Below are 25,790 nucleotides of genomic sequence, written 5' to 3'. Positions count from 1 at the left end.
TCAGGGCAGCAGCGGGGGAACCGCCTCGCGGGGGTGCTTCAGCCACTGCGTCGGCACACCGAGGCCCTCGGCGAGCTCTCGCGCGCGGGGGCGCAGCTCGCCGCAGAGGTCGTCGACGGTGGCGCTGATCGCCTTGCTCCGGCGCGGGTCGAACACCTCGTGCTCCAGGTACCAGGCGCGGTTCGACTCGATGGTGGCGAGGGCGTACAGGTCGCACACCTTCACCAGGAGCGCCGTGACGTAGTCGTCGTCGCACTGCTCGATCCCCTCGATGAAGGCCTCCAGCACCACGCGGTCCACGTGCGCCTTCGCCGCCTCCAGCATGTGGGTCTGCAGCGCGTTGAGCGCGGCGTTCTGCTGGTCCTCCGGCAGCTTGGTCGCGGCGCGCATCCGCCTGGCCAGCCCCTCGACGACGTGCTTCTCCCGGAACTCGAACATCTGCACGTGCCAGCCGCGGGCCCGCATCCGCTCCGAGTCCGGCTTGCGGTCGGCCACGGCGATGAGGCGGTCGATGAGCGAGCGCGCCGTGGTGCGCTCGAGGACGGTCTGGCCGATCATGGCGGCGGTCTTCTGCGCGGTGCCGCGCATGTCCATGTCTCCCCAGGTGGACTTGTACTCCAGGAGCAGGGCCTTGGCGACGAGCTGCAGCAGGACGGTGTTGTCGCCCTCGAAGGTGGCGAAGATGTCGGCGTCCTGCCTGGCCATGGTGATGCCGTTGTCTGACATGTAGCCGGCGCCGCCGCACGCCTCGCGGGCCTCCTGCATGGAGTCCAGCGCCCAGCGGGTCAGCACCGCCTTCATGCCGGCCGCGCGGGTCTCGAGCTCTCGCGAGGCCCGGACGTCCGAGCCGTCGGCGTCCATCACCTGCTGCAGGCGCTGGGCCAGCTCGTTCTGCGCGAAGCCATAGGCATATGCCCTGGCCACATGAGGGAGGAGCCGGCGCTGGTGCGAGAGGTAGTCCAGCAGCAGGATCTCCTCGCCCAGGCCGGGGCGGCGGAACTGCCGTCGCGTGTCGCCGTAGCGCACGGCGATGGTGAGCGCCTTGCGGGCGGCCGAGGCGGCGCCGCCGCCCACGCAGATCCGGCCGCGCACCAGCGTGCCGAGCATGGTGAAGAAGCGCGCATTCTTGCTCTCGATGGGCGACTGGTAGCGGCCCTCCTCGTCGACGCCGCCGTAGCGGTCCAGCAGCATCAGCCGGGGCACGCGGACGTGGTCGAAGGCGATGGTGCCGTTGTCGATGCCGAGCAGCCCGCCCTTGTGCCCGTGGTCCCCGGTGGTGACGCCGGGGAGGTCGCGCCCGGCCTCGTCGCGGATGGGCACCAGCACCACGTGGACGCCCCGGTGCTCGCCGTCGACGACCAGCTGGCCGAACACCGCGGCCATCCGCCCGTCGCGGGCGGCGTTGCCGATGTAGGCCTTCGTCGCCGTCGGGGTGGGGGAGTGGACCTCGAACTCGGAGGTCTCCGGCACCCAGGTGATGGTGGTCTCGATGGACTGCACGTCCGAGCCGTGGCCCAGCTCGGTCATGGCGAAGCAGCCGAGGAGCTCGGTGGTGATGGCGCCCGGCAGGAACGTCTCGTGGTGGTACTGCGTGCCGAGGTTGGTGATGGCGCCGCCGAAGAGGCCGTGCTGCACGCCCGTCTTGATGGTCAGCGACAGGTCTCCCATGGCCACCATCTCGAAGTTGGCCACCGACTCCGCAGTGGTGCCCACGCCGCCCTGGGCGATGGGGAAGCCGGCGGTGACGAAGTTGCGCCGGGAGAGCTTGGCGACCCTGTCGAGGGTCCAGGCACGGGCCTCCTCGACGGTGAGGGCGGTGTCGCGGACGATGTCGTCAGCGCTCACCTCGTCGCGCCAGCGCTGCTTCAGGGCGTGGAACGGTCCGTCCAGCGCCCGGCGCAGGGCCTCGCCGGTTGGCGAGATGGCGGTGCCGTGAGGGGCGGGCCGCGGGGCGGGCTGGGTGCTTCGGGTGGCGGTCAGTGTCATGGTCTCAGCTCCTTTGTCTGCGCGGCGAAGGCCGGGGCGAACAGTTGATCGATGTAGTCGACGACCTCGGCGCGGGGCCGTCTGAGGTTGGTGATGATCCAGCGGTCGGCGACCGCCCAGATGAAGCCCACGGCGCCGTGGCCCCATGTGTTGGCGGGCTCCTCGTCGAGCCCGTGGCGCCTGAGCCAGGACCGGAACGCGTCCGCGACCTCGTTGCCGATGCGGGTGGTGATGCCGAGGACCGGATCGTCGACAGGGGTCTCCCCGGCGGGCCGGGTGGAGACGAAGAGGTACAGGTTGCGGTCCCGCTCCACGACGGCGAGGTAGGCGTCTGCCAGCGTGCGCACCAGGTCCCGCGGCTCGAAGGTGACGGCGTCCTCCAGCGGCAGCTTGCGCAGGATGAACTCGTGCACCGACTCCACGACGGCGCGGTACAGGCCGGCCTTGTCCCCGAAGTGGCGGTAGAGGACCGTCTTCGAGGTCTTGCTGAGCGCGGCGATCTCGTCCATGCCCACGGAGGGCCCGTGCTCGCGGATGGCGCGCACGGCGTCCTCCACCAGCGCCCGCCTGCGGAGGCTGTTGTGCTCGTCCCAGCGGGAGGCGCGGCCGTCGGGCTGGGGGGCCGCGGCCACCGTCGGGGGATCGTCGTCGATCTTCATGCAACTCAGAGTACCTGAAACTCTGCGTACCTGCTACTGTGGGTATCGAATACCCCAGCGAGAGGATCAACGTCGATGACACGCACCGCAGTGGTGGTGGGCGGCAACCGCACCCCCTTCGTCAAGGCCGGCGGCAAGTACGCCGAGGCCTCAGCCCAGGACCTGTTGACCGCCGCCCTCGACGGCCTGGTCGCCCGGTTCGGCCTGGCGGGCCAGGAGGTGGGCGAGGTGGTGGCCGGTGCGGTGCTCAAGCACACGCGTGACTTCAACCTCACCCGCGAGGCGGTGCTGGGCTCCGCGCTCTCGCCGCACACCCCCGCGTGTGACCTGCAGCAGGCCTGCGGCACCGGGCTGGAGGCCGTGGTCTACGCCTCCAACAAGATCCGGCTGGGCCAGATGGACGTGGCCATCGCCGGCGGCGTGGACTCCGCCTCCGATGCGCCGCTGGTCACCTCCGAGGGGATGCGCAAGGCCATGCTGGCCCTGTCGCGGGCGCGCACGCTGCCGGACAAGCTGGCCGCCCTGGCCCGCATCCGCCCGGCGGACCTGGCGCCTGTGCCACCCGCCGTCGTCGAGCCCCGCACCGGGCTGAGCATGGGCGAGTCCCAGGCGCTGACCACCGCCAAGTGGGGCGTGACACGCGAAGAGCAGGACGACCTGGCGCTCGCCTCGCACCAGAACCTGGCGGCGGCCTGGGACCAGGGCTTCTTCAACGACCTGGTGACGCCGTACCTGAAGGTGTCGCGGGACGCGATCCTGCGCCCGGACACCACGAAGGAGGCGCTGGGGAAGCTGCGCACGGTCTTCGGCAAGGGGGACGAGGCCACGATGACAGCCGGCAACTCGACTGCACTGACCGACGGCGCCGCCCTGGTGCTCCTCGCGGAGGAGGAGTATGCCCGCGGCCGCGGCTGGCCCGTCTGGGCGAGGGTGGTGGACGCGCAGGTGGCCGCCGCGGACTACACGACGGGCAAGGAGGACCTCCTCCTGGCGCCGACGCGCGCCATCCCGAAGCTCCTCGAGCGCAACGGCCTGACCCTGGCGGACTTCGACTTCCTGGAGATCCACGAGGCGTTCGCCTCCACGGTGCTGGCCACGATCAAGGCGCTGGAGGCTGGCGGCGTGGGCACGGTGGACCGGGCGAAGCTCAACGTGAAGGGCTCCTCGCTGGCGGCGGGCCACCCCTTCGCCGCCACCGGGGGCCGCATCGTCGCCTCGCTGGCGAAGATGCTATACGAGCGCGGGCCCGGGTCCCGCGGGCTGGTGTCGATCTGCGCGGCCGGCGGCCAGGGCGTCGTCGCGATCCTGGAGGCATGAGATGGACGTGTTGGAGAAGCTGTACGGCACCCCCGCGGGGAAGTTCGTCGCCAGGAAGGCCGGGCTGGCAGACCCGCCGGTGCTGCGGCGCGGACGCGTGATGCCGTCGGGCCCGGTGGTCCTGGGCGCGCTCGACGGTGGGGGCCTGGCGGCGTCGACGTTGGCCCAGCTGGGCGTCGTGCCCGGTGAGGCGCTGCTCGACGTTCCGGAGGCGCGCACCAAGGACGAGAAGGGCCGCGACCAGGCCCCCCGCTACCCGGTGAAGCCCGGCGCGGTCGTCGTCGACGCCACGGGGGTGCGCGAGATCACCCAGCTGGAGGGCATCCGCCAGGTGCTGCGCCCTGCGATGCGCGGGCTTGAAGGCTCTGGGCGGGTGATCATCCTGGCCACCGACGCCCGCGACGTGACCGGGCTGGAGGCCAAGGCCGTGGCCCAGGGCATCGACGGGATCAACCGCACTGTGGCCAAGGAGCTGCGGGGCGGCGCGACGTCGAACCTGGTGTTCGTGCGCACCGGCACCTCGGGCGCGGACCTCGCCTCCACCATGTCCTTCCTGCTCGAGGGCCGGTCGGCCTTCGTGAGCGGGCAGACGTGGAGGGTGGGCCCGTCAAAGGATCCGCACGAGCTGACCGCGCGCCCGTTCGACGGGCGGGTCGTCGTGGTGACCGGGGCCGCCAGGGGGATCGGCGCTGCGATCGCGCGCACCTTCGCGCGCGACGGGGCGACGGTGGTGGCCGTGGACATCCCCGCGGCCGGGGACGCGCTGGCCAGGGTGGCCAACGCCATCGGCGGCTCGGCCTTGCAGCTGGACATCACCTCGGCCGACGCGGGGGAGCGGATCGCGGCCCACGTGGCACACGTGCACGGGGAGTCCGCCCGGATCTGGGCCCTAGTGCACAACGCAGGCATCACGCGGGACAAGCTGCTGGCCAACCTCGACGAGAAGCGGTGGTCCTCGGTGCTCGACGTCAACCTCGCCGCCGAGATGCGGATCAACGAGTACCTCCTCAACCACGACGTGCCAGGGGGGCTCGGCCAGGCGGCGCGCATCGTCGGGATCGCGTCCACCTCGGGAGTGGCGGGCAACAAGGGGCAGACCAACTACGCCGCCTCCAAGGCCGGCGTCATGGGCCTGGTGTGGGCGATGCGCGACGAGCTCGCGGACCGCCCGATCACCGTCAACGCGGTGGCGCCCGGGTTCATCGAGACCGAGATGACCGCGGCCATCCCCTTCGTGCAGCGCGAGATCTTCCGTCGCTCCAACTCGCTGACCCAGGGCGGCAACCCCGTCGACGTGGCCGAGACCCTGGCCTACCTGTGCGGTCCGTCGTCGGGCGGGGTGGACGGCCAGGTCATCCGGGTGTGCGGCCAGAACCTGGTGGGCGCCTGATGAGCCGCGACGTGCGCGTCCTGCCGAGGCTGCCCGAGCCGTCGGGCGTGCTGGGCAAGGCGGCGCTGGGGATGCTGAAGAAGCCGGGGGAGGTCTCCTCGCTGCCGGACCGGAGCTATCTGGTGATGTCGCACAGAGTGGAGGTGTCGCGGCTGGCTGCGTACTGCGCCGAGACCGGCTTCGCGCTGCGCGACCGGATGCCCGCCACCTGGCTGCACGTGCTGACCTTCCCGCTGCAGATGGAGGTGATGGCGGCCGACGACTTCCCCTTCCCGCTGGCGGGCCTGGTGCACGTCACCAACGAGATGACGCTGCACCGGCCGGTGACGGTCGACGAGCCGCTCCGGATCCTGGTGCGGGCCGAGAACCTTCAGCCGCACGCCAAGGGCGCCACGTTCGACATGGTGGGCGAGATCCACGCGTCCGACGAGCTGGTGTGGCGGGGGGTGTCGGTGTACCTGGCCTCAGGAGCGAAGGTGGCGGGGGAGGCGCCGGCGCCGGTGCGGCTGCAGGCACCGTCGGTGGCGCCGTCGCAGGAGTGGCGGCTGGGCGCGGACCTGGGGCGCCGCTACGCGGCGGTCTCGGGCGACTCGAACCCCATCCACCTCAACCCGCTGACCGCCCGCCTGTTCGGCTTCCCGCGGCCGATCATCCACGGGATGTGGACGCATGCCCGCGCTGTCGCGGCCTTGGGGGGCGGGCTGCCGGACGCCTACACGGTACGGGTGCAGTTCGCCAAGCCCATCCTGCTGCCGGGGAAGGTGCGTTTCGCGGCCTCACAGGACGACGGGGGCTGGAGGTTCGCCGTCGTCAACCGCGAGGGCAAGCCCCACCTCGTGGGTGAGCTGTCGTGAAGCCCTGCCTCTGCGGCGGCGCGGACTGGGGGACGTGTTGCGGGCCGCTGCTGGCCGGTGAGCGTCAGGCGGCCACGGCCGAGGAGCTGATGCGGTCGCGGTATTCCGCGTTCGTGGTGGGCGACGGCGACTACCTGTGGCGCACCTGGCACCCCGCCACCCGCCCCGAGTCGGTGAAGGCGCACGGTGTGGAGTGGACGGGCCTGACGGTTGTGGACGTGGTCGACGGTGGCTTGGACGACAAGGAGGGCGTGGTGGAGTTCGAGGCCGCGCATCGCGACGGGGCGCTGCGGGAACGCTCCCGCTTCGCGCGTCGCGGCGGGCGGTGGATGTACGTCGACGGCGTCTTCCCCGACCCCGCCGATTGAGCCCCCTCGGCGCGTCCCCCCGACACCTGGTCGAGCTCGCCGCGGCGCGTCCCCCCGACAGCTGGTTGAGCCGCCCGTTTTCCGCTGGTTGAGCCGCGCCGAGCCGCCTGCGGCTCAGCGCGTGTCGAAACCAACTGACGCTGTCCATGGAGTTGGCCGAGGTTCTCGCGATTGGAGTTCTCGCTGTGTGGTGCCGGGAGCCCTGACACGAGGCCCGTGCGGCCCTTGTCCGCCGTCTGCTTGTCGGCCGCTTGCTCGGCTGTGGTCGGGTAGTTGAGGCCGCCCGGGCCTCGTCTCACGTCTCCCTGCACTGGTTTGCCTGCGGCGTGGTTCATTCCGGGCGTGTGCCGGCAGGGCGGCCCTGGCTCAAGCCTGCTTCAGGCGGGTTGTTCTGGGTGCCCCTCGGTCTGGGCATGCCTGCGCCCAGCCGCCCTGCCGTCCCCCACCCTCGCGCACACCTCACGCCCCTGCTCGCCTCGAGACCTGCCCCCTTCCGACGCTGGTTGAGCCGCGCCGAGCCGCCTGCGGCTCAGCGCGTGTCGACTTGGGCTGTGCGGGGCCTTTTCCGACAGCTGGTTGAGCCGCGCCGAGCCGTCCCCTTCCGCTGGTTGAGCCGCGCCGAGCCGCCTGCGGCTCAGCGCGTGTCGAAACCCGCGTTGGCTCACTTTGGACTGGGGTCCCTGGCACTGCGTCCCGCTGCCAGGTGCCGGCAGCCCTGACACGAGGCCCGTGCGGCCCTTGTCCGCCGTCACCTTGTTGGCCGCGTGTTGGTCTTGGGTTGGGTAGTTGAGGCCGCCCGGGCCTCGTCTCACGTCTCCCTGCACTCGTCTGCCCATGGCGTGGTCGGCTCCGGGCGTGTGCCGGCAGGGCGGCCCTGGCTTGAGCCTGCTTCAGGCGGGTTCTTCCGGGTGCCCCTCGGGCTGGGCATCCCTGCGCCCAGCCGCCCTGCCGTCCCCCGCCCTGGCGCGCACCTCTCGTTGCCCGCCGTCGCCGTGTCCATGGGCATCCCTGCGCCCAGCCGCCCTGCCGTCCCCCACCCTCGCGCCCACCTCACGTCTCCGCCGTCGCCGTCTCCATGGGCATCACTGCGCACAGCCGCTTTCCCGTCCGACATCCCATCTGTGCCCCTCGTTCCGCTGGGGCTCCGTCCCCATGGGCAACAGGGGCTGGCATTCGCCGATCCCCAGGGGGAGTCCTAGGCTGTGGTGCCATGAGCGTCCCCAACGTGCTGGCCAACCGTTACGCCTCGCAGCAGATGCGCGACATCTGGGCCCCCGAGGCCAAGATCGTCTCCGAACGGAAGCTGTGGCTGGCGGTGCTGCGCGCCCAGCGCGACCTCGGCGTCGAATTCGGCGGCGCTGACGCCAACGCGGTGATCGCGGCCTACGAGAGCGTCATCGACCAGGTGGACCTCGACTCCATCAATGCCCGCGAGCGGATCACCCGCCACGACGTCAAGGCCCGCATCGAGGAGTTCAACGACCTCGCCGGGTTCGAGCACATCCACAAGGGCATGACCTCCCGCGACCTCACCGAGAACATCGAGCAGCTGCAGGTGCTCGACGCCCTGCGCGCCATCCGCGTGCGCGTGGTCGCGACGCTCGCGCAGCTGGCACGCCTCGCCACCCAGTATTCGGACCAGCCGCTGACGGGGCGCTCGCACAACGTGGCCGCGCAGCTCACCACCCTGGGCAAGCGGTTCGCGACGGCGGCCGACGAGCTGCTCGTCGGCCTGGCGCGCCTCGACGACCTCATCGCCCGCTACCCGGCGCGCGGGATCAAGGGCCCCGTCGGCACCGCGCAGGACATGCTGGACCTCCTCGGCGGCGACGCCGGCAAGCTCGCCGAGCTGGAGCAGCGGATCGCCGATGAGCTCGGCTTCGGCGCGGTCCTCACCTCGACCGGACAGGTCTACCCCCGCTCGCTCGACTACGACGCGGTCACCGCGCTCGCGCAGATCTCCGCGGCGCCCTCGAACGTGGCCACCACCATCCGCCTCATGGCCGGCCTCGAGCTGGTGACCGAGGGCTTCAAGGAGGGGCAGGTGGGCTCGTCGGCGATGCCCCACAAGATGAACACCCGCTCCTGTGAGCGCGTCAACGGGCTGGCCGTGGTGGTGCGCGGCTACGTGTCCATGGTGGGCGAGCTCGCCGGCGACCAGTGGAACGAGGGCGACGTGTCCTGCTCCGTCGTGCGCCGGATCGCGCTGCCGGACGCGTTCTTCGCGCTCGACGGCCTGTTCGAGACCTTCCTCACGGTGCTGGCGGACTTCGGCGCGTTCCCCGCCGTCATCGAGGCCGAGCTCGACCGCTACCTGCCGTTCCTCACCACCACCAAGGTGCTGATGGCCGCCGTCCGCAAGGGCGTGGGCCGCGAGGTGGCACACGAGGCCATCAAGGAGCACGCGGTTGCGGTGGCGCTGGATCTCCGGAAGGGGGCGCGCGCCAACGACCTGCTCGACAGGCTCGCGGGCGACGACCGGCTCGGCCTCACCCGCGACGAGCTGGGCGCCCTCGTGGTGAGCCCGCTCGAGCTGGCGGGAACCGCGCAGGCGCAGGTGTCGCGGGTTGCGGCGAAGGTGGCCGAGGTTGTCGCGGCAGATCCCGAGGCCGCCGCGTACCGCCCCGGTGCGGTGCTCTGAGCGGAGTTATCCACAGCTGAGGGTGCTCGCGGCGGAAATGACCCCCGTCGCTTGGTTGAATGGGCCCCGACCTCATCGATCGGAGCGCCCATGCGACACCTTCTCGTGCCCCTCGCCGTCGTGGCGCTCGCCGTCGGGTGCACCCCCGACGTCACGCCGACGGCGTCGCCCACGGTGAGCGTGTCGCCGACGCCTGCCCAGAGCCCGTCGCCCACCCCCAGCCCCTCGCCGACGGCGGTGGAGTCGTTCCCGCCCGCCCCCGCGACGGAGTCGCCCGATCAGGCGGCGATTCGTGCAGCCTGGATGGAGTACTGGGAGGTCCGCTCGCGATTCGTCGCTGACCCAACTCTTACGGACCTCTCAGAAACGCAGAGGGTGACGACCGGGGAGGCGGAGGATCTCATCCTCGCATCGATCCGGAACCTGAGAAATGCTGGTCAGCGATCGGTTGGCGGGCTGGAGTTCCGTGGTGTGAATGTCGGAGTCCCGCGTGAAGAAGTTGGCGGTTTGGCACAGGCGGACGTCACCTACTGTCTGGATCGGAGCAACGTTCAGCTGCTCGATTCGAGTGGAGCACCCGTAGCAGTTGAGGGACCGACGACTCTAGATGAGACCGCCACACTCGAACGTGGCCAAGATGGTGTCTGGCGCGTCGCGCTGATCCGTAACGAGGCTGCGCAGTGCTGAACTGGCAGAGGTGTGCCTCCGCCGCGGCAGTTTTGACAGGGCTCCTCGTACTCCCTCCGACAGCTACCGCGAGTCCAGACGTCTCATGCCTCGTCATTGACCCAGACACAGGCGTTTGCATGGTTGCCGCTCAAGCGCCGGCACAATCAGGTGGCGCCAGCGGCGGTTCGGGAGAGTCAACGTCGCAGGTGACAGCTCGCGTCTGCACGTTCGAGGGTCGTGTGCTGCCGTGCCGAACGTCGTATGGCAGCTGGAGTGCGTCGGTTTCTGCCTGGTGTCGGGTGGCAGGTGTCCAGCCGCCGATGTCCGACGGCGTCTGGGAAGGGCGGACTGACGGTGACATCTACGAATGCGTGGGCCCAAACGGATCCTTGGTCCCCGATCCAGGGATGACTTTCTACCGGTGGCTGCCCGCCCCGCCGGACGCTGTGACCCAAGCCGACGCCGAGGCCGCCGCTCGACGCGTGCTGGCGTCGATCGGGCTCGAGGCCATCGATCTCGGCATGCAGCCTCGCGGCGACACCACCGAGCGCATGGGGTTCGTCGGCTGGCACACCTGGCTGTGGGCGGACTCGCCGTCGGACAAGCAGTGGGGCCCCGTCACCGCGACAGCCACAGACTCCGGGATAGCCGTCAGGCTGACCGCCGGCGCCACGCGCGTCCAGTGGGACATGGGCGACGGCTCCACCGTCGCGTGCGGGAGGGGCACGGCGTGGTCCTCCGCGAGGACGCAGGGCGGGAAGAACATCGCCTCGCCGGACTGTGGCCACGTGTACGACGAGGACGGCCGCTACACCGTCACCGCGACCTCCACCTGGTCCGTCAACTGGTCCGCCGCCGGCTTCACCGGCACGCTTCCGCTCCAGCTGAGCCGCTCCGCGGACGTGGTGGTGGGCGAGGTCCAGGCGGTGACGCTCCGGTGAAGCGCAGGCCCGACCGCACACCACCGACGGCCGCGTGGCGGACCGGATCTCCCAGCCGTACACGGACCCGCTCACGCAGGGACCAGCGCGGCCTGGCTTTGTCGGTGTGGGCGTCGGTCTCGCTCCCGGCCTGCATCATCGCCGTCGGGCTGGGCGTCGACTTCGCCGGGCACACCACGGCCGAACAGGAGGCGCGGGCCGTCGCCGCCCAGGCGGCCCGGGCTGCGACCCACGAGATCCGCGTCACGCCGTCCGGCGCCACTCTCGACGTGGCCGCCGCCAAACGCGAGGCGGTCGGCTTCGCGCAGGCCGCGGGGTTCACCGGCGAGGCCCGCGTGGAGGGCGGCGAACGTGTCCACGTCACTGTCCGCGGCGCCTACGAGACTTTGTTTCTCGGCATCATCGCAATCAACTCCATCCCCATCGAGGTGCAGGGCAGCGCAAGGGCGGTGACAACGGTCGACGGGGCGGAGGCCTGACGCGCGCTGTTCGCCCATGGCGATCATGGGCGGGGGTCGGGAATGAGCCGCCCCGTCATCCGGTTGGTGGTAGCAGCAAGGCCCCCGACGAAGGACCGACGATGACCGAAGCGGTAACCCGCCCCAAGCGCAACCAGGCCACCGGCGCCTGGGCCGATGGCGACAGGACGCCGCTGAACCCCAATGAGGTGTTCAAGCAGGCCGACGACGGGCTCAACGTCCGCGCCCGGATCGAGGAGGTCTACTCCAAGGAGGGCTTCGCCAGCATCGCGGGGGAGGATCTCCGCGGCCGCATGCGCTGGTGGGGCCTGTACACGCAGCGCAAGCCCGGGATCGACGGTGGCAAGACCGCCACTCTGGCACCTGAGGAGCTCGACGACGAGTTCTTCATGATGCGCGTCCGCTCCGACGGCGGCGCCCTGAGCAACGAGCAGCTGCGCGTCATCGCCGGCATCTCCACCGAGTTCGCCCGCGACACCGCGGACATCTCGGACCGCCAGAACATCCAGCTGCACTGGATCCGGGTGGAGGACGTTCCCGAGATCTGGCGCCGCCTCGAGGCCGTCGGCCTCACCACCGCCGAGGCCTGCGGCGACACCCCGCGCGTCATCCTCGGCTCGCCGGTGGCCGGCATCGCCGCCAACGAGATCGTCGACGGCACCCCGGCCGTGCGCGAGATCCTGGCCAACTACATCGGCAGCCCCGAGTTCTCCAACCTGCCGCGCAAGTTCAAGACCGCCATCTCCGGCAGCCCCAACCTCGACGTCGCGCACGAGGTCAACGACGTGTCCTTCGTCGGCGTCGTCCACCCCGAGCACGGCCCCGGCTTCGATGTGTGGGCAGCGGGCGGCCTCTCCACCAATCCGATGTTCGCCCAACGCCTCGGCGCCTGGGTGCCGCTGGAGGAGGTCCCCGAGGTGTGGAAGGGCGTCGTCTCGATCTTCCGGGACTACGGCTACCGCCGCCTCCGCAACCGCGCCCGCCTCAAGTTCCTCATGGCGGACTGGGGGCCGGAGAAGTTCCGTCAGGTACTGGAGACCGAGTACCTGGGCCGCCGGCTCATCGACGGTCCCCCGCAGGACGCGGCCGACCTCCGCCGCGACCACGTGGGCGTCAACGCCCAGGCCGACGGCAACTTCTGGGTCGGCGTGGCCCCCATCGCCGGCCGCGTCTCCGGCACCCGCCTGACCCGCATCGCCGAGCTGGCCGCCGAGCACGGCTCCGGCCGCATCCGCCTCACCCCCCACCAGAAGCTGCTCGTCCTCGACGTGCCCGGCGACAACGTCGAGGCCCTGGTGGAGGCGCTCGACGCCGAGGATCTGCCCGCGCGGCCGTCGGAGTTCCGCCGCGGCGTGATGGCCTGCACCGGGATCGAGTACTGCAAGCTCGCCCTCGTGGAGACGAAGGCGCGCGCCCGGCTCGTCGTCGAGGAGCTGGAGGCCCGGCTGCCCGAGTTCGACGTGCCGTTCACCGTTCACGTCAACGGCTGCCCCAACGCCTGCGCCCGCACGCAGGTGGCGGACGTCGGGCTCAAGGGCATGGTGCAGACCGATGCAGACGGCAACCTCGTGGAGCTGTTCCAGGTGCACCTCGGCGGTGGCCTCGGCGCCTCGCCACAGCTGGCTCGCAAGACCCGCGCGCTGAAGGTCGCGGCGGCGGACCTGCCGGACTACATCGAGCGCCTCGCCCGCACCTTCCTCGCGCAGCGGGAGGCCGACGAGCCCTTCGCGCACTGGGCCCACCGGGCTGACGAGGACCTCCTGCGATGAGCGCGGTCATCTTCCACTGCCCGTTCTGCGCGGAGGAGGACCTGCGCCCGGTGGAGGAGCCGGCCGGGGCCTGGCACTGCCTGGCCTGCGCGCGCGTGTTCTCCGTCACCCAGCACCGGGTGGCAACCGAGCACATACCGGCACGGATCGCCGAGGAGGAGGCCGCACACCATGGATGACCTGCACGCCATCGCCGACGAGGCGAACGCCCGATTCACCGCCCTCGAGTCGGACCCCGCCTACGCCGGCCACCTCGGCAAGGTCAAGCTGAGCCGCGAGGTGCTCCAGTGGGCTGAGCAGACCTTCGGCGCGGACGTCACCGTCGCCTCCTCGATGGGTGACGAGGTCCTCGTCGAGCTGATCGCGCAGTCCGCGCCCAGCCTGGACGTGTTCTTCCTCGACACCGGCTACCACTTCGCAGAGACGCTCGAAACCCGGGACCACTACGCCGAGCGTGTCCAGATCCGCACCATCCTGCCGCTGCTCACCGTCAACCAGCAGGACCAGGAGTACGGGGCCCGGCTCCACGACCGCGACCCGGACCTCTGCTGCGCCATGCGCAAGGTCGAGCCGCTCAACCGCGCCATCGCGGGCCACAAGGCGTGGGTCACCGGCATGCGCCGCGTCGACGCCCCCACCCGCACCGACATCACGCTCGTCGGGTTCGACGAGAAGCGCCGCATCGTCAAGCTCAACCCCATCGCGGCCTGGGACGACGACGACGTGGAGCGCTTCGCGTTCGAGGAGGACGTCCACCTCAACCCGCTGCGCGAGCGCGGCTACGCGTCGATCGGCTGTGCGCCCTGCACGCGCCCCGTCGCCCCCGGAGAAGACCCCCGAGCCGGCCGTTGGGCCGGCAAGAACAAGACTGAATGCGGACTGCACACATGACACTGCCCCCCGAATACACCCTCGACCATCTGGACCACCTCGAGTCCGAGGCGATCCACATCTTCCGGGAGGTGGAGGGCGAGTTCGAGCGCCCCGTCATCCTCTTCAGCGGCGGCAAGGACTCCGTCGTCATGCTGCACCTGGCGCTCAAGGCGTTCGCGCCCGCGCCGCTGCCGTTCGCGCTGCTGCACGTCGACACCGGCCACAACTTCCCCGAGGTGCTGACCTACCGCGACGACACCGTCGCGCGCATCGGGGCCCGCCTCCACGTGGCCAAGGTGCAGGACTACATCGACGACGGCCGCCTCCGCGAGCGGCCCGACGGCACCCGCAACCCCCTGCAGACCGTCCCGCTGCTCGACGCCATCGAGGCCGGCCGCTTCGACGCCGTCTTCGGGGGTGGCCGCCGCGACGAGGAGAAGGCCCGCGCCAAGGAGCGCGTGTTCTCCCTGCGCGACTCGTTCGGCGCCTGGGACCCCCGCCGCCAGCGCCCCGAGCTCTGGGACCTGTACAACGGGAAGCACTCGCCCGGCGAGCACGTGCGCGTGTTCCCGCTGTCGAACTGGACCGAGCTGGACGTGTGGCGCTACATCGAGCGTGAGAACATCGCCCTGCCCAGCCTCTACTACGCCCACGAGCGGGAGGTGTTCCACCGCGACGGCATGTGGCTGACCGCGGGGGAGTGGGGCGGCCCGAAGGCGTCCGAGACCACGGTCTCGCGCGTGGTGCGCTACCGCACCGTCGGCGACATGAGCTGCACGGGCGCCGTCGAATCAGACGCCTCGGATGTCGCGGGCGTGATCCTCGAGGTGGCCGCGTCGCGGATCACCGAGCGCGGCGCCACCCGTGCCGATGACCGGCTGTCCGAGGCCGCCATGGAAGACCGCAAGAAGCAGGGATATTTCTGATGACGCACGACCTCCTCCGGCTGGCCACCGCCGGCTCCGTCGACGACGGCAAGTCCACGCTCGTCGGGCGCCTGCTCTACGACACCAAGTCGGTGCTCGCCGACCAGCTCGACGCCGTGGAGCGGGTCTCCCGCGAGCGCGGCCTCGAGGGCGCTGACCTGGCGCTTCTCACCGACGGCCTGCGGGCCGAGCGCGAGCAGGGCATCACCATCGACGTGGCCTACCGCTACTTCTCTACCGCCAACCGCTCCTACGTGCTGGCCGACACCCCCGGGCACGTGCAGTACACCCGCAACATGGTCACCGGCGCCTCCACCGCCGAGCTCGCGCTGATCCTGGTGGACGCGCGGCACGGAGTGGTCGAGCAGACCCGGCGTCACGTCGCGGTCACCGGGCTGCTGGGTGTGCGCCACGTCGCGCTGGCCGTCAACAAGATGGACCTGGTTGACTGGAGCCGGGAGCGCTACGACCAGATCGTGGCCGACGCCCGCGAGCTGGCCGCCCGCTTCGACATCGACGACGTGGTGGCGGTGCCGCTCTCGGCGCTGCTGGGCGACAACGTGGTGGACCGTTCCGCCAACACCCCGTGGTACGACGGGCCCACGCTGCTGGAGCACCTGGAGTCGGTCCCCGTGGGCACCGACCCGTCCGAGCAGCCGCTGCGCTTCCCCGTCCAGGTGGTGCTGCGCCCCCAATCGGGCGAGCACCGCGACTACCGCGGCTACGCGGGCCGCATCTCGGCCGGCGTGGTGCGGGTGGGCGACGAGGTGGCCGTGCTGCCGGGGGGTCGTACCACCACCGTCGTCGGCATCGACCAGGGGCAGGCCGACGGCTCGGTGCGGGAGCTCCAGGTGGCGTTCGCGCCGCAGTCGGTGACGCTTCGGCTGGCCGACGACATCGACATCTCGCGCGGTGATCTCATCGCGGACCCGAAGCGTCGCGGCTACGTCACGCGCTCGGTGGGCGGCACGGTCTGCGTGCTGTCCGAGCGCCCGGTGCGCCCGCGGGACCGGGTCCTGCTCCGCGCCGGCACCCGCACGGTGCGCGCCATGGTGGAGGAGATCATCGACCAGCTGGACATCGATTCGGTCGAGTACCGGCGCGCACCCCAGGAGCTGCGCCTCAACGACATCGGCCGCGTCCGCGTCCGGCTGGCCGACGACCTCCCCATCGACGACTACCTGGAGCTTCGCCGCAGCGGGGCGTTCCTGTTGATCGACGACGCCGACGGCTCAACCCTGGCCGCCGGCATGGCCGACGCCCCTGACCGCTACGCGGGTGCCGACATCTGACCCTGCCGGATGGATGGGGGCCATCGGGACCCTGCCTCAGGTCGCTGCCGAACTCACGTTGGTTTCGACGCGGGCGCGCGTCGCTTCGCTCCTTGCGGCCCGGCTCAACCAGCGGTGAGGAGGCCCGGGTCGCCTCGTTCCGCTCGTTGAGCCGCGCCGAGCCGCCTGCGGCTCAGCGCGTGTCGACTTGGGTTGAGCCGGGCAAAGCCGCGAAGCGGCGCAGCCCGCGCCGAGGGGTGGAGGTCTTACGAGTCAGCAGCGAGGTGGGACGTGAGTGTGCGTGCGAGGGTGGGGGCCGGCGGGGCGGCTGCGCGCAGTGATGCCCAGCCCGAGGATCGCCCAACTGGCGTCCCGCTTGAGCAGACCTGACCCAGGGCCGCCGTGCCGGCACACGCCCGGGATGAACCACGCAACGGGCAGACGAGTGCAGGGAGACGTGGGACGAGGCCCGGGCGGCCTCAACTACCCGGCCCCTGACCGGCCGGCGGCCGGGAGGAGAACGGTGATCAAGGGCCGCACGGGCCTCGTGTCAGGGCTCCCGGCACCGGGAGCCCGCCAGATGTGGCTGGTATGGCCCCCCCGTGGGGGGAGTCCCAGCACCGTGCGCGGGTTGGTTTCGACGCAGCAGCGGGCGCTTCGCGCCGCGGCTGGCTCAACCAACGGAGGGTTCCCGGCACCTGGGCGGTGGGCGAGGTCAGATCACGCGGTGGCGATCCGGAACATCGCCCAGCTCACCGCCGGGAGCCCCGCCTTCAGGACGCCGTCGACGATCTGCGCGCCGTCGATCGCCCTCGGCTCGACCGAGGTCGAGTCCTGCATCGACGCCGCCCACGTGTGGTCCGGGTTCGACAGCTGGACCGCCTCGACGAGGCGGGCCTCCCCGAACGCCTTGAGGTTGACCTCCACCGGGGCCGCGCCCTCCATGCCACGGTTGACCACAAACACCGCGACCTCGCCGGTCTCCGCGTCGTGCGTCGCGACGGCGTCGACGAGCGACACCTCGCCGTACTTGGCCGTCTCGTAGGTGCCGCTGTGGATCGGCACGTTGAGCACCGAACCCTTGGCGTACTTCGAGGTGAGGGCGAAGGGGTGGAACGTGGTCTGCTTCCAGGCCGGGCCGCCGGGCTCGGTCATGATCGGGGCGATCACGTTGACGAGCTGAGCCAGAGAGGCCGAGTGCACACGGTCGGTGTGGCGCAGCAGCGAGATGAGCAGGTTGCCCACCACCACCGCGTCGGCCACGTTGTAGAGGTCCTCGAGCAGGCGGGGGGCCACCGGCCAGTCGTCGCCCTCGGAGACCTTGGACTCCACACGCTGCTGGTACCAGACGTTCCACTCGTCGAAGGAGATGTTGATCCGCTTGGTGCGCTTCGTCGCGGTCCGCACCGCGTCGGCGGTGGCGACCACGCCGTCGATGAAATCGTCCATGTTGACCGCAGAGGCCAGGAACGAGCCCAGGTCGCCGCCGTCCTCGTAGTAGTAGACGTGCGCGGAGATGAGGTCCACCACGTCGTAGGTCTCGGTCAGCACCACGCGCTCCCACTCGCCGAACGTGGGCATCTCGGTGTTGGACGAGCCGCACGCCACCAGCTCGAGGCCGGGATCGATCATCCTCATCGCGCGGGCCGTCTCGGCGGCGAGGCGGCCGTACTCCTGCGGGGTCTTGTGGCCGATCTGCCAGGGGCCGTCCATCTCGTTGCCCAGGCACCACATCTTCACGCGGTACGGGTCCTCGACGCCGTGGCCGCGACGCTGGTCGGCGAAGTGGGAGCCGGAGGGCACGTTGCAGTACTCGAGGATGTCCAGCGACTCCTGGATGCCGCGGGTGCCGAGGTTGATGGCCATCATCGGCTCGACGTCGGCCTTGGCGCACCAGGCCATGAACTCGTTGGTGCCGAAGGTGTTGGGCTCGGTGGAGTGCCAGGCCAGGTCGAGACGGGCGGGGCGGTTTTCCACGGGGCCCACGCCGTCCTCCCAGCGGTAGCCGGAGACGAAGTTGCCTCCGGGGTAGCGGACGGTGGAGACGCCGAGCTCGCGGACCAGGTCCAGCACGTCGGTGCGGAAGCCGTCCTCGTCGGCGGTGGGGTGGCCGGGCTCGTAGATGCCGGTGTAGACGCAGCGCCCGAGGTGCTCGACGAAGGAGCCGAAGGTCCGGGGGCGCACGGGGCCGACGACGAAGTCCGGGTCGACGGTGATGCGGGTGTTGCTCATGGTGTGGGGTCTTCCTCAGGCGGGTGTGTGGGGCTCCCGGCCGGTGGGCCGGGCAAGGGAAACGGGGCGATCGGGTAGCCCGCGGGCTGCGCCCGATCGCCCCGTTTCAGAGGGATGGGAGAGCGACGATTACTCGCCGAGCTCGTTCTGCAGGTCAGACTGCGCCTGGTTCAGCGCGTCCTCGATCGGCACTCCGTTTTCGAAGATGTCGTTGAGGGTCTGGGTGTTGAGCAGGTTGTTCACCGAAGGCATGGAGCCGTTGGTGAAGGACTCCAGGTGGCCGATGCTGTCCTGGATCTCCAGGAGCGGCTCGAACGGGTTGTTCTGGAAGTACTTGACGAACTTGTTCTCCGGGTTGTGGGTGATTGCCTCGTCGGCCCACACCGCCGTGTTCAGCGGGTCGAAGCCCAGGAGCTCCCAGGTTGCGACGTTGCCCTCGGTGCCCAGCTTGGCCCAGGCGATGAACTCGGCGGCCAACTCGGCGTTCTCGCCGTCCTTGATCACCGCGGTGCCCGTGCCGCCGCCACCGACGGAGACGTTGACCGGATCGTCGACGGTGGGCGGGGGAGCGATGGCGATCTTGCCGGCGAAGTCGGGCATGTAGGCCAGGTAGCGCGAGGTGAACCAGAACGGCATCACGGCGGCGGCGAAGTCGCCGTTGTTGTAGGCGCCGAAGGCTTCCTCGGTGTCAGGCTGGCCACCCGGGGGGACGGCGGCCGCGTTGGCGTCCTGCAGGCCCTTGAGGATGGTGAGCGCCTCGATCATCTCGGGGCTGTTGACGTTGACCTTGCCGTCGTCGGTGAAGTACTCGCCGCCGAGCTGGGCCAGCAGCAGGCCCTCCTGCCATGCGGCCGAGGTGTCGACGGTGCCGAGGTACTTGCCGGTGGCCTCGAAGTACTTGGCCCCGGCCTCCTGGTAGTCGTCCCACGTCTTGATCGTCGTGTAGTCGATCCCGGCGGCGTCGAGCAGTTCGGTGTTGTAGAACGCGACGGTGGCGCCGACGTGGAAGTCGAGGCCGTACAGCGCGTCGTCCTTGGAGAAGAGGTCGAGGCGGGCCTCGACGATGTCGTCGCGGTACGGCGCGGCGGCCTCGGTGAGGTCCATCAGCGCCGGGGTGCCCTGGGTGAACTGCGGGAACTTGCCGGCCTCGATGTCCGAGATGTCCGGGGCGCCCTGGCCCGAGGTGAGCGCGATCTGCAGCTTGTTGTGCATGTCGTCGTACGGCATGACGTTGACGGCGATCTGGACCTTCTTGTCCGGGTTCTGCTCGTTCCAGATCTCGGCCATCTCGGTGTAGAACTGCGCGTGCAGCTCGACGAAAGTCCAGAGCTCGAGCTCGGTGGCGCCCTCGACGGCCTCCTGGGTGATCATGGATCCCTCGGCGGTGGTCTCCGCGTCGGGCGTGGCGGTGTTGCACGCGGTCAGGGCCAGGGTGGCCATGCCCGCCGCAAGAGCCGCTGTCGCGAACTTCTTGAGTTTCATCTGGGGTGTTCCTTTCTTGTCCTCCGGCACCTGTGCCGGGGAGCAGCTGACGAACGTGGATGACTAGGGGGTGGACGGGGGAGTGGGCTCAGCCCTTGACGGCGCCGGCGGTCATGCCTTCGATGAAGAACCGCTGGAACAGGATGAAGAGGATGAAGATCGGGATCATCGAGAAGAACGACCCGACGATGAGGAGCTCGTAGTTGTTGCCGTAGGGCGTCAACAGGGTGTTGAGGCCGATGGGCAGCGTGTACTTGTCAGGGCTGCGCAGGGCCAGCAGCGGCCACAGGAAGTTGTTCCAGCTGCCCATGCCGTTCAGGATGGCCATGGCGGCGAAGGCCGGCTTGGTCAGCGGCAGGATGAGGCGGAAGAAGATGCCGATCTCGGAGACCCCGTCGATGCGGCCCGCCTCGACGATCTCCTTGGGGATCCCGCGCAGGTACTGCCGGAAGAACATGATGGTCACCGCGTGAGCGAGGAACGGCAAGATGACGGCGGTGTAGGTGTCCTGGAGCTGCATGTCGTTGATCTGGATGTACAGCGGCAGCATGAGCATCTCGAACGGCACCGACATGAGCAGGATCACGGAGACGAACAGGGTGCTCTTGAAGCGGAACTCGTACATCGCGAACCCGTAGGCCACGAACGAGCTGATCGCCAGCGTCAGGGCCACCTGCAGCAGCGTCACCAGGGTGCTGTTGAAGAACCAGCGGAAGTAGCTGCCGGAGTCCGTGAACAGCGCCACCCAGTTGTCGAGGCTCGCCGTCGACAGGTTGATGCCGAGGTTGAGGCCGTAGCGCACGATCATGTTGCCGTCCTGGAAGGTGGCGACGAAGATCGCCCAGAACGGGATGAGGACCAGGGCGGCCAGCGCCGCGAAGAGCGCGACCGTCAGGGCGGTCCTGCCGATGGAGCGACGGCGATGGGCCTTGCCCTCGTCGCTCATCTGGCGGCCGTTCTTGCCGACCTTCGTGACCTCGTCCGCCGTGAGGCGGGCGTCGATCGGCTTCACCTGTGACGACGACGCGGTCATCGCTCCTCCTTCTTGAAGGTCCCGGTGGCGATGAGCTGCGGGATGTTGATGGCGAGCACGATGATGAGCAGCACCACGCCGACCGCCGAGGCGTAGCCGAGGTCGTTCTTCTCGATGCCCTGCCGGTAGAGGTAGCCGACGATGGTGAGGCCGATGTTCTGCGGCGAGTTGTTGCCGCCCCAGAGCATGAAGCTCTCGAGGAACATGGCCAGGCCGCCGTAGACGCTGATCGTGATCACGAACACGATGGTGGGCTTGATCTGGGGCACGGTGACGTGCCAGAACTTCTGCCAGGCGTTGGCGCCGTCGAGATCGGCGGCCTCGTAGTAGTCGTTGGGGATGGCCTGCAGGCCGGCGAGGAAGTAGAGGATGTTGACGCCGGTCCAGCGCCAGCTCGCGACCGTGAGGAGGGCCATGAAGCCGGTCTCGCTGCCCTTGAGCCACTTGACCGGGTCGATGCCGAAGGCTCCGACGATCTGGTTCATCAGCGCGGTGGGGGACTCGCTGAAGATCAGCCGGAACACGATGCCGGCGACGACCACCGACGTGAGCGCCGGGATGAACATGACGGACTTGAAGACGGACTTGATCTTGTCGCTGCCCAGCTTCGAGTTGATGAGCACCGCGAGCAGCAGCGGGATGGGGATGAGCAGGATCAGCGTGAAGATCATGTACTTCATGGAGTTGCCGAGGGCGACGTAGAAGAGGCGGTCGCCGATCAGCCGCTCGAAGTTGGCCAGGCCGACGTTGGTCACGGAGCCCGGGATGATGTCCTGCGTGCTCATGATGAAGGACTTGATCAGGGGGCTGATCCAGAAGATGGCCAGGGTGAGCACGAACGGGAGCACGAAGATGTAGGGCGCCACCTTGGGCGAGTAGAGCATTCTTCTCACCGGGCTACTCCTCGCCCTGGCCGTATGTGCGCTGGATCACAGCGAGCCTCCGCCTCCGCACGCCGTCGCGGCGTGTCACCTGTTATAGCGTTGAAAACGAGCGCAGCGTCCGTGCTGTCCCGCTCCGATCAGCCGTTTTACCCAACCTCGGGTGCCACCGGTTTACATCGATGACATAAAGGTAAACCTGGCTCCCGCCGTTCGTCAAGATGCAGTCTGGATCGTGATCTTTCCGTGACTTTCTCGCTGCCCAGGCCCTCCCCGGCGGTGGTGGGGGAGGACCTGGGCGGGCCCTCGGGCTACTCGGCGGGGCGTCCACCGGCCCGACGTGCCGGTGGCGATCGGCGGGATGGCCGTTAGGCTCGACGCGTGAGCCAGTACGCCGACCTCCTCAACCTCCCGCTCCGACACGCCGGGAAGGTGCGCGAGCTGTACACCGTCGACGCCGGCGGCACCGAGCGGATCCTCATGGTGGCCACCGACAACATCTCTGCCTACGACCACGTGCTCAGCACGCCCATCCCGGACAAGGGCGCCATCCTCACCCAGCTCAGCCTGTGGTGGTTCGAGCAGCTGGCGGACCTCGTCGACAACCACGTGGTGAGCACCGACGTGCCCGGCGCGGTGGCGGGCAGGGCCACGCTCGTCGAGGCGCTGGACATGGTGGAGGTGGAGTGCGTGGCGCGCGGCTACCTCACCGGGTCGGGGTGGGCCGAGTACCAGGTGTCGCGGACGGTGTGCGGCGTTCCTCTGCCCGAGGGGCTGCGCGACGGCGACAAGCTGCCGGAGCCGATCTTCACGCCCGCCATCAAGGCCCCGCTGGGCGAGCACGACGAGAATGTGGACTTCGCCACCATCGCCCGCCTGCACGGCGAGGAGCTGGCCGCCCAGCTGCGCGACCTCACCTTGACCATCTACGCCCGGGCACGGGACATCGCGGCGGCCCGCGGCATCATCCTGGCCGACACCAAGTTCGAGTTCGGCCGCCGCGCCGACGGCACCCTGGTGCTGGCCGACGAGGTGCTGACCCCCGACTCGTCGCGGTTCTGGGACGCCGCGGCCTGGGCGCCGGGGGAGTCGCTGCCCAGCTTCGACAAGCAGTACGTGCGGGACTGGCTGGCCAAGGAGTCCGGCTGGGACAAGGCGTCGGACACCCCGCCGCCGGCGCTGCCGGCCGATGTGGTCGCGGCCACGCGCGACCGCTACCTCGAGGCCTTCCGTCGCCTGACCGGCCGCGAGTTCGTCCCGTCCTCCTGACCCCGGCATCGTCTGACCGCCTCCCGGCGTCCCGCCGCCACGGGCAGGCCCCGACGGCGTAACCTCGGCCTCATGACCATCCGCATGCTCGCGCTCCTCGACGGCACCCTCGTCGACCCCGCGACACCCATCGTCCGCGCCGACGACCAGGGCGTGGTCCGGGGCGACGGCGTCTTCGACGCGCTCCTGGCCAGCTTCGGCCGGGCGCACCACCTGGACGAGCACCTCGAGCGCCTCGCCGCGTCCGCGCGCATCCTTCAGCTCCCCGCCCCCGACGAGGCGGGCTACCGCCGCGCCGTCGCCGCGATCGTCGCGGCCTGGGACTGGGCCGAGGAGCCGGAGGCTGTGCTGCGCACCATCATGACCCGCGGGCCGGAGGGGCTCGACGAGCCCAACGGCTGGGTGATGGCCGCGCCGCTGGACCCCGCCACCAAGCGGGAGCGCACCGAGGGCGTCCGCGTCCTCCTCCTCGACCGGGGTTTCGAGGGCTCGGACGTCGCGCCCCTGCCGTGGCTGCTTCCGGGAGCGAAGTCGCTGTCGTACGGCATCAACATGGCGGCCAAGCGCTACGCCAAGGCGCATGGCGCAGACGACGTGATCTTCGTCACCCCGTCGGGATCCATCCTCGAGGGGCCCACCTCCAGCGTCGTGCTGGACCTGGACGGGGTCCTGGTGACCCCGCCGCTGCACGGCATCCTGCGCTCGATCACCATCGCGGAGCTGCTCGACAAGGCGCCCGCCGCCGGCCTCGACGTCGAGGTGGACGCCCTGACCCGCTACGACCTCGAGCGCTGCCGAGGCGCCTGGCTGCTGTCCAGCGGCCGGATCGTGGCCCCGGTCACGCATGCCGACGGCGCCCCGATGCCGCGCTCGCCCCTGGGGCCCGCGCTGACGGAGATGCTCACGCCCCGCGCCGAGTGATGCTGGTCCCGCCGCACATCTCCTACGCGGATCTGCCGCCGGAGGCCGTCGCGCTGCTCGACGCGGTCGCGACGGAGGCCAGGGGCCTGCTCGACGGCACCCTCGCCGTCGACCGCGACGGCGCCCGCGTGACGCTGCGGATCACGGAGGTGGAGGCCTACGGCGGCGGGTTCGACCCCGCCTCCCACGCCTTCCGTGGCCCGTCCGCCCGCAACGCGGCGATGTTCGGGCCCGGGGAGCACGCCTACGTCTACCGTCACATGGGCCTGCACACCTGCTTCAACGTGGTGGTGGCCGTCGACGGCACCCCCACCGGGGTGCTGATCCGGGCGGGTCAGGTGATCGACGGCGTCGAAACCGCCCGCGCGCGCCGCGCCGCCAAGGGGGTCACCCGCCGCGACACCGACCTGGCCGCCGGCCCCGCCCGGCTCACCGTCGCGCTCGGCATCGCGCTGTCCGACACCGGGGCGCCGCTCGACGGCACCACCGGCCTCACGCTCACCCCGCGCCCGGGGCGGGAGCCGAGGGTCGCGGCGGGTCCGCGCATCGGCGTTGGCAAGGCCGCGGACTTCCCGCTGCGGTTCTGGATCGACGGCGACCCCACCGTGAGCCGGTGACGGCCCAGGTGCGGCGCCTCAGTCCTGAAAGACGACGATCCGCTCCACGGCCTCGGCGATGGCCGAGCTTCCGGCGGCGAAGCTGATCCGCACGGTCCGGTCGCCCAGGCGGGAGTCGAAGTCCCGGCCGGGCGTCACCGCGACCCCCGTGGCCTCGAGCAGCGCCGACGCGTACGCCGCCGACGTCCCCCAGCGGTCCAACTGGTCACCCAGGTCCGCGTAGTAGTAGAAGGCCCCGTCGGCAGGGGCCGCGACCCCCCACCCCAGCCGCCCCGCGTTGGCCAGCAGCACCGCGCGGGCCTCGGCGAAGTCCGCCACCGCCGCGTCGCACTCGGCGTAGGAGGCGTCGTCGAACGCCCTGAGCGCCGCGTGCTGCGCCGGCGCCGGCGGGCAGAGCGCCAGGTTGCCGGCCAGCGCGTCGACCGGCTCCACCAGGGCCTCGGGCAGCACCAGCCACCCGAGCCGCCAGCCCGTCATGCCCCAGTACTTGCTGAACGACGACACCACGATCGCCCCGCCGCCGAGCTCGAGCGCCGACGTGCCCCGATCGGCGCCCACCGGGTAGGTGACGCCGTGGTAGATCTCGTCGCTGACCAGCCGGACGTCGTGGGCGTCGCACCAGGCCACGAGCTCGGCCAGCTCGGCCCGGCTGACCATGGTGCCCGTGGGGTTGGCGGGGGAGGCCAGGATCAGCCCGGCCAGCGGCGCCTCGGCGTGGGCCGCGGCCAGCTGCCCGACGGTGGGCTGGAAGCGCACCTCGGGGCCGCAGTCGATGTCCACCACCTCGCAGCCGAGCGAGCTGAGGATGTTGCGGTAGGCGGGGTAGCCGGGGCGGGCCAGCGCCACCCTGTCCCCGGCGTCGAACGTCGCGAGGAAGGCCAGCAGGAAGCCGCCCGAGGATCCGGTGGTGACCGCGATCCTCTCGGGCTCCAGGTCCACCCCGTACCACCGTCGGTAGTGCGCCGCCAGAGCCTCGCGGAGCGGGCGGATCCCCAGCGCCGGCGTGTAGCCGAACGGCCTTCCCTCCGCGTGCAGCCGTGCGGCCTCCGCGTTGACCGCCGATGGCGCCCCGCCCGCCGGTTCCCCGGCGCAGAGCGAGATCACGTCGCGGCCGGCGGCCCGCAGCGTGGCCACCCGGTCAAGGACGGTCATCACCTCGAACGGAGGCACGGCGGAGCGCGAGGACGGCATGGGGCCAGGCTATCGGCTGGC

Annotated in this window: 22 protein-coding genes and 1 pseudogene; 16 read left to right on the top strand and 7 right to left on the bottom strand. The window is 70.5% G+C overall.

The window, feature by feature from the left end; all coding sequences use genetic code 11:
- Together ACX1D3_RS15475 and ACX1D3_RS15470 are read right to left on the bottom strand one after the other, a co-directional pair.
- Window positions 1–1,986: an acyl-CoA dehydrogenase family protein gene (locus tag ACX1D3_RS15475; RefSeq protein WP_458994697.1), complete on the bottom strand. Its 1,986-nt coding sequence runs from the start codon at window positions 1,984–1,986 to the stop codon at window positions 1–3.
- Entirely contained in the window at window positions 1,983–2,645 is a 663-nt protein-coding gene (locus tag ACX1D3_RS15470) for a TetR/AcrR family transcriptional regulator (protein WP_458994696.1), read from the bottom strand. The genes ACX1D3_RS15475 and ACX1D3_RS15470 overlap by 4 nt, the downstream gene beginning before the upstream one ends.
- Before the next feature lie 75 nt (window positions 2,646–2,720).
- On the opposite strand from ACX1D3_RS15470, the gene ACX1D3_RS15465 reads away from it, so the two are divergent.
- The 13 genes from ACX1D3_RS15465 (at window position 2,721) to cysN (ending at window position 16,164) form a co-directional block, all read left to right on the top strand.
- Window positions 2,721–3,962: an acetyl-CoA C-acetyltransferase gene (locus ACX1D3_RS15465; RefSeq protein ID WP_458994695.1), complete on the top strand. Its 1,242-nt coding sequence runs from the start codon at window positions 2,721–2,723 to the stop codon at window positions 3,960–3,962.
- A gap of 1 nt (window position 3,963) precedes the next feature.
- Entirely contained in the window at window positions 3,964–5,352 is a 1,389-nt protein-coding gene (locus ACX1D3_RS15460) for a 3-oxoacyl-ACP reductase (protein ID WP_458994694.1), read from the top strand.
- A complete protein-coding gene (locus tag ACX1D3_RS15455; protein WP_458994693.1) occupies window positions 5,352–6,206 on the top strand; it encodes a MaoC family dehydratase in 855 nt (284 codons plus the stop codon). The genes ACX1D3_RS15460 and ACX1D3_RS15455 overlap by 1 nt, the downstream gene beginning before the upstream one ends.
- Window positions 6,203–6,574: a YchJ family protein gene (locus ACX1D3_RS15450; protein WP_458994692.1), complete on the top strand. Its 372-nt coding sequence runs from the start codon at window positions 6,203–6,205 to the stop codon at window positions 6,572–6,574. The genes ACX1D3_RS15455 and ACX1D3_RS15450 overlap by 4 nt, the downstream gene beginning before the upstream one ends.
- A 1,210-nt stretch (window positions 6,575–7,784) precedes the next feature.
- Complete coding sequence (gene purB, locus ACX1D3_RS15445) at window positions 7,785–9,215, top strand: adenylosuccinate lyase (protein WP_458994691.1); 1,431 nt, start codon at window positions 7,785–7,787, stop codon at window positions 9,213–9,215.
- 90 nt (window positions 9,216–9,305) lie between these two features.
- Entirely contained in the window at window positions 9,306–9,902 is a 597-nt protein-coding gene (locus ACX1D3_RS15440; RefSeq protein WP_458994690.1) for a hypothetical protein, read from the top strand.
- Between the two features lie 389 nt (window positions 9,903–10,291).
- The gene (locus ACX1D3_RS15435) at window positions 10,292–10,825 is read left to right on the top strand and encodes a hypothetical protein (protein ID WP_458994689.1); all 534 of its coding nucleotides are present in this window, start codon (window positions 10,292–10,294) and stop codon (window positions 10,823–10,825) included.
- Between the two features lie 104 nt (window positions 10,826–10,929).
- A complete protein-coding gene (locus ACX1D3_RS15430; protein ID WP_458994688.1) occupies window positions 10,930–11,304 on the top strand; it encodes a hypothetical protein in 375 nt (124 codons plus the stop codon).
- A 101-nt stretch (window positions 11,305–11,405) separates the two neighbouring features.
- On the top strand, window positions 11,406–13,073 hold the full coding sequence (locus ACX1D3_RS15425; RefSeq protein WP_458994687.1) for a nitrite/sulfite reductase: 1,668 nt from the start codon (window positions 11,406–11,408) through the stop codon (window positions 13,071–13,073).
- Window positions 13,070–13,252, top strand: coding sequence for a hypothetical protein (locus tag ACX1D3_RS15420; protein ID WP_458994686.1), 183 nt, complete (start codon window positions 13,070–13,072; stop codon window positions 13,250–13,252). Before ACX1D3_RS15425 ends, ACX1D3_RS15420 begins: the two co-directional genes overlap by 4 nt.
- Complete coding sequence (locus tag ACX1D3_RS15415) at window positions 13,245–13,964, top strand: phosphoadenylyl-sulfate reductase (protein ID WP_458994685.1); 720 nt, start codon at window positions 13,245–13,247, stop codon at window positions 13,962–13,964. The genes ACX1D3_RS15420 and ACX1D3_RS15415 overlap by 8 nt, the downstream gene beginning before the upstream one ends.
- Complete coding sequence (cysD, locus tag ACX1D3_RS15410) at window positions 13,961–14,872, top strand: sulfate adenylyltransferase subunit CysD (RefSeq protein WP_458994684.1); 912 nt, start codon at window positions 13,961–13,963, stop codon at window positions 14,870–14,872. Before ACX1D3_RS15415 ends, cysD begins: the two co-directional genes overlap by 4 nt.
- Entirely contained in the window at window positions 14,872–16,164 is a 1,293-nt protein-coding gene (cysN, locus tag ACX1D3_RS15405; RefSeq protein WP_458994683.1) for a sulfate adenylyltransferase subunit CysN, read from the top strand. Before cysD ends, cysN begins: the two co-directional genes overlap by 1 nt.
- 699 nt (window positions 16,165–16,863) lie before the next feature.
- Here the strand turns inward: cysN and arfA are convergent.
- The 4 genes from arfA to ACX1D3_RS15385 all read right to left on the bottom strand — a co-directional run bounded on the left by arfA (window position 16,864) and on the right by ACX1D3_RS15385 (window position 21,774).
- Entirely contained in the window at window positions 16,864–18,375 is a 1,512-nt protein-coding gene (gene arfA / locus ACX1D3_RS15400; protein WP_458994682.1) for an arabinosylfuranosidase ArfA, read from the bottom strand.
- A gap of 129 nt (window positions 18,376–18,504) precedes the next feature.
- Window positions 18,505–19,857 carry an ABC transporter substrate-binding protein gene (locus ACX1D3_RS15395; RefSeq protein WP_458994681.1) on the bottom strand — a complete coding sequence of 451 codons (1,353 nt, stop codon included), beginning with the start codon at window positions 19,855–19,857 and terminating at the stop codon, window positions 18,505–18,507.
- 88 nt (window positions 19,858–19,945) lie between these two features.
- On the bottom strand, window positions 19,946–20,890 hold the full coding sequence (locus ACX1D3_RS15390; RefSeq protein WP_458994680.1) for a carbohydrate ABC transporter permease: 945 nt from the start codon (window positions 20,888–20,890) through the stop codon (window positions 19,946–19,948).
- Window positions 20,887–21,774 (bottom strand): carbohydrate ABC transporter permease, encoded by an 888-nt coding sequence (locus tag ACX1D3_RS15385; protein WP_458996571.1) that lies wholly within the window; start codon window positions 21,772–21,774, stop codon window positions 20,887–20,889. The genes ACX1D3_RS15390 and ACX1D3_RS15385 overlap by 4 nt, the downstream gene beginning before the upstream one ends.
- Before the next feature lie 378 nt (window positions 21,775–22,152).
- Between ACX1D3_RS15385 and ACX1D3_RS15380 the strand changes: the two are divergent.
- From ACX1D3_RS15380 to ACX1D3_RS15370, 3 genes and pseudogenes are all read left to right on the top strand, one after another.
- Window positions 22,153–23,016 (top strand): annotated as a pseudogene (locus tag ACX1D3_RS15380) (phosphoribosylaminoimidazolesuccinocarboxamide synthase); the annotation flags it as partial.
- Window positions 23,017–23,112: 96 nt separating this feature from the next.
- Window positions 23,113–23,961: an aminotransferase class IV gene (locus ACX1D3_RS15375; protein ID WP_458994679.1), complete on the top strand. Its 849-nt coding sequence runs from the start codon at window positions 23,113–23,115 to the stop codon at window positions 23,959–23,961.
- Window positions 23,961–24,578, top strand: a complete 618-nt coding sequence (locus ACX1D3_RS15370) for a DNA-3-methyladenine glycosylase (RefSeq protein ID WP_458994678.1) — start codon at window positions 23,961–23,963, stop codon at window positions 24,576–24,578. The genes ACX1D3_RS15375 and ACX1D3_RS15370 overlap by 1 nt, the downstream gene beginning before the upstream one ends.
- 18 nt (window positions 24,579–24,596) lie before the next feature.
- Here ACX1D3_RS15370 and ACX1D3_RS15365 read toward each other — a convergent pair whose 3' ends face one another.
- A complete protein-coding gene (locus ACX1D3_RS15365) occupies window positions 24,597–25,769 on the bottom strand; it encodes a pyridoxal phosphate-dependent aminotransferase (RefSeq protein ID WP_458994677.1) in 1,173 nt (390 codons plus the stop codon).
- Between the last annotated feature and the right edge of the window lie 21 nt (window positions 25,770–25,790).

It is taken from the genome of Tessaracoccus yangjingae (assembly GCF_054483935.1).
Note: the sequence above shows the minus strand (reverse complement) of the source record. Positions and strands in the feature narration are given on the sequence as shown.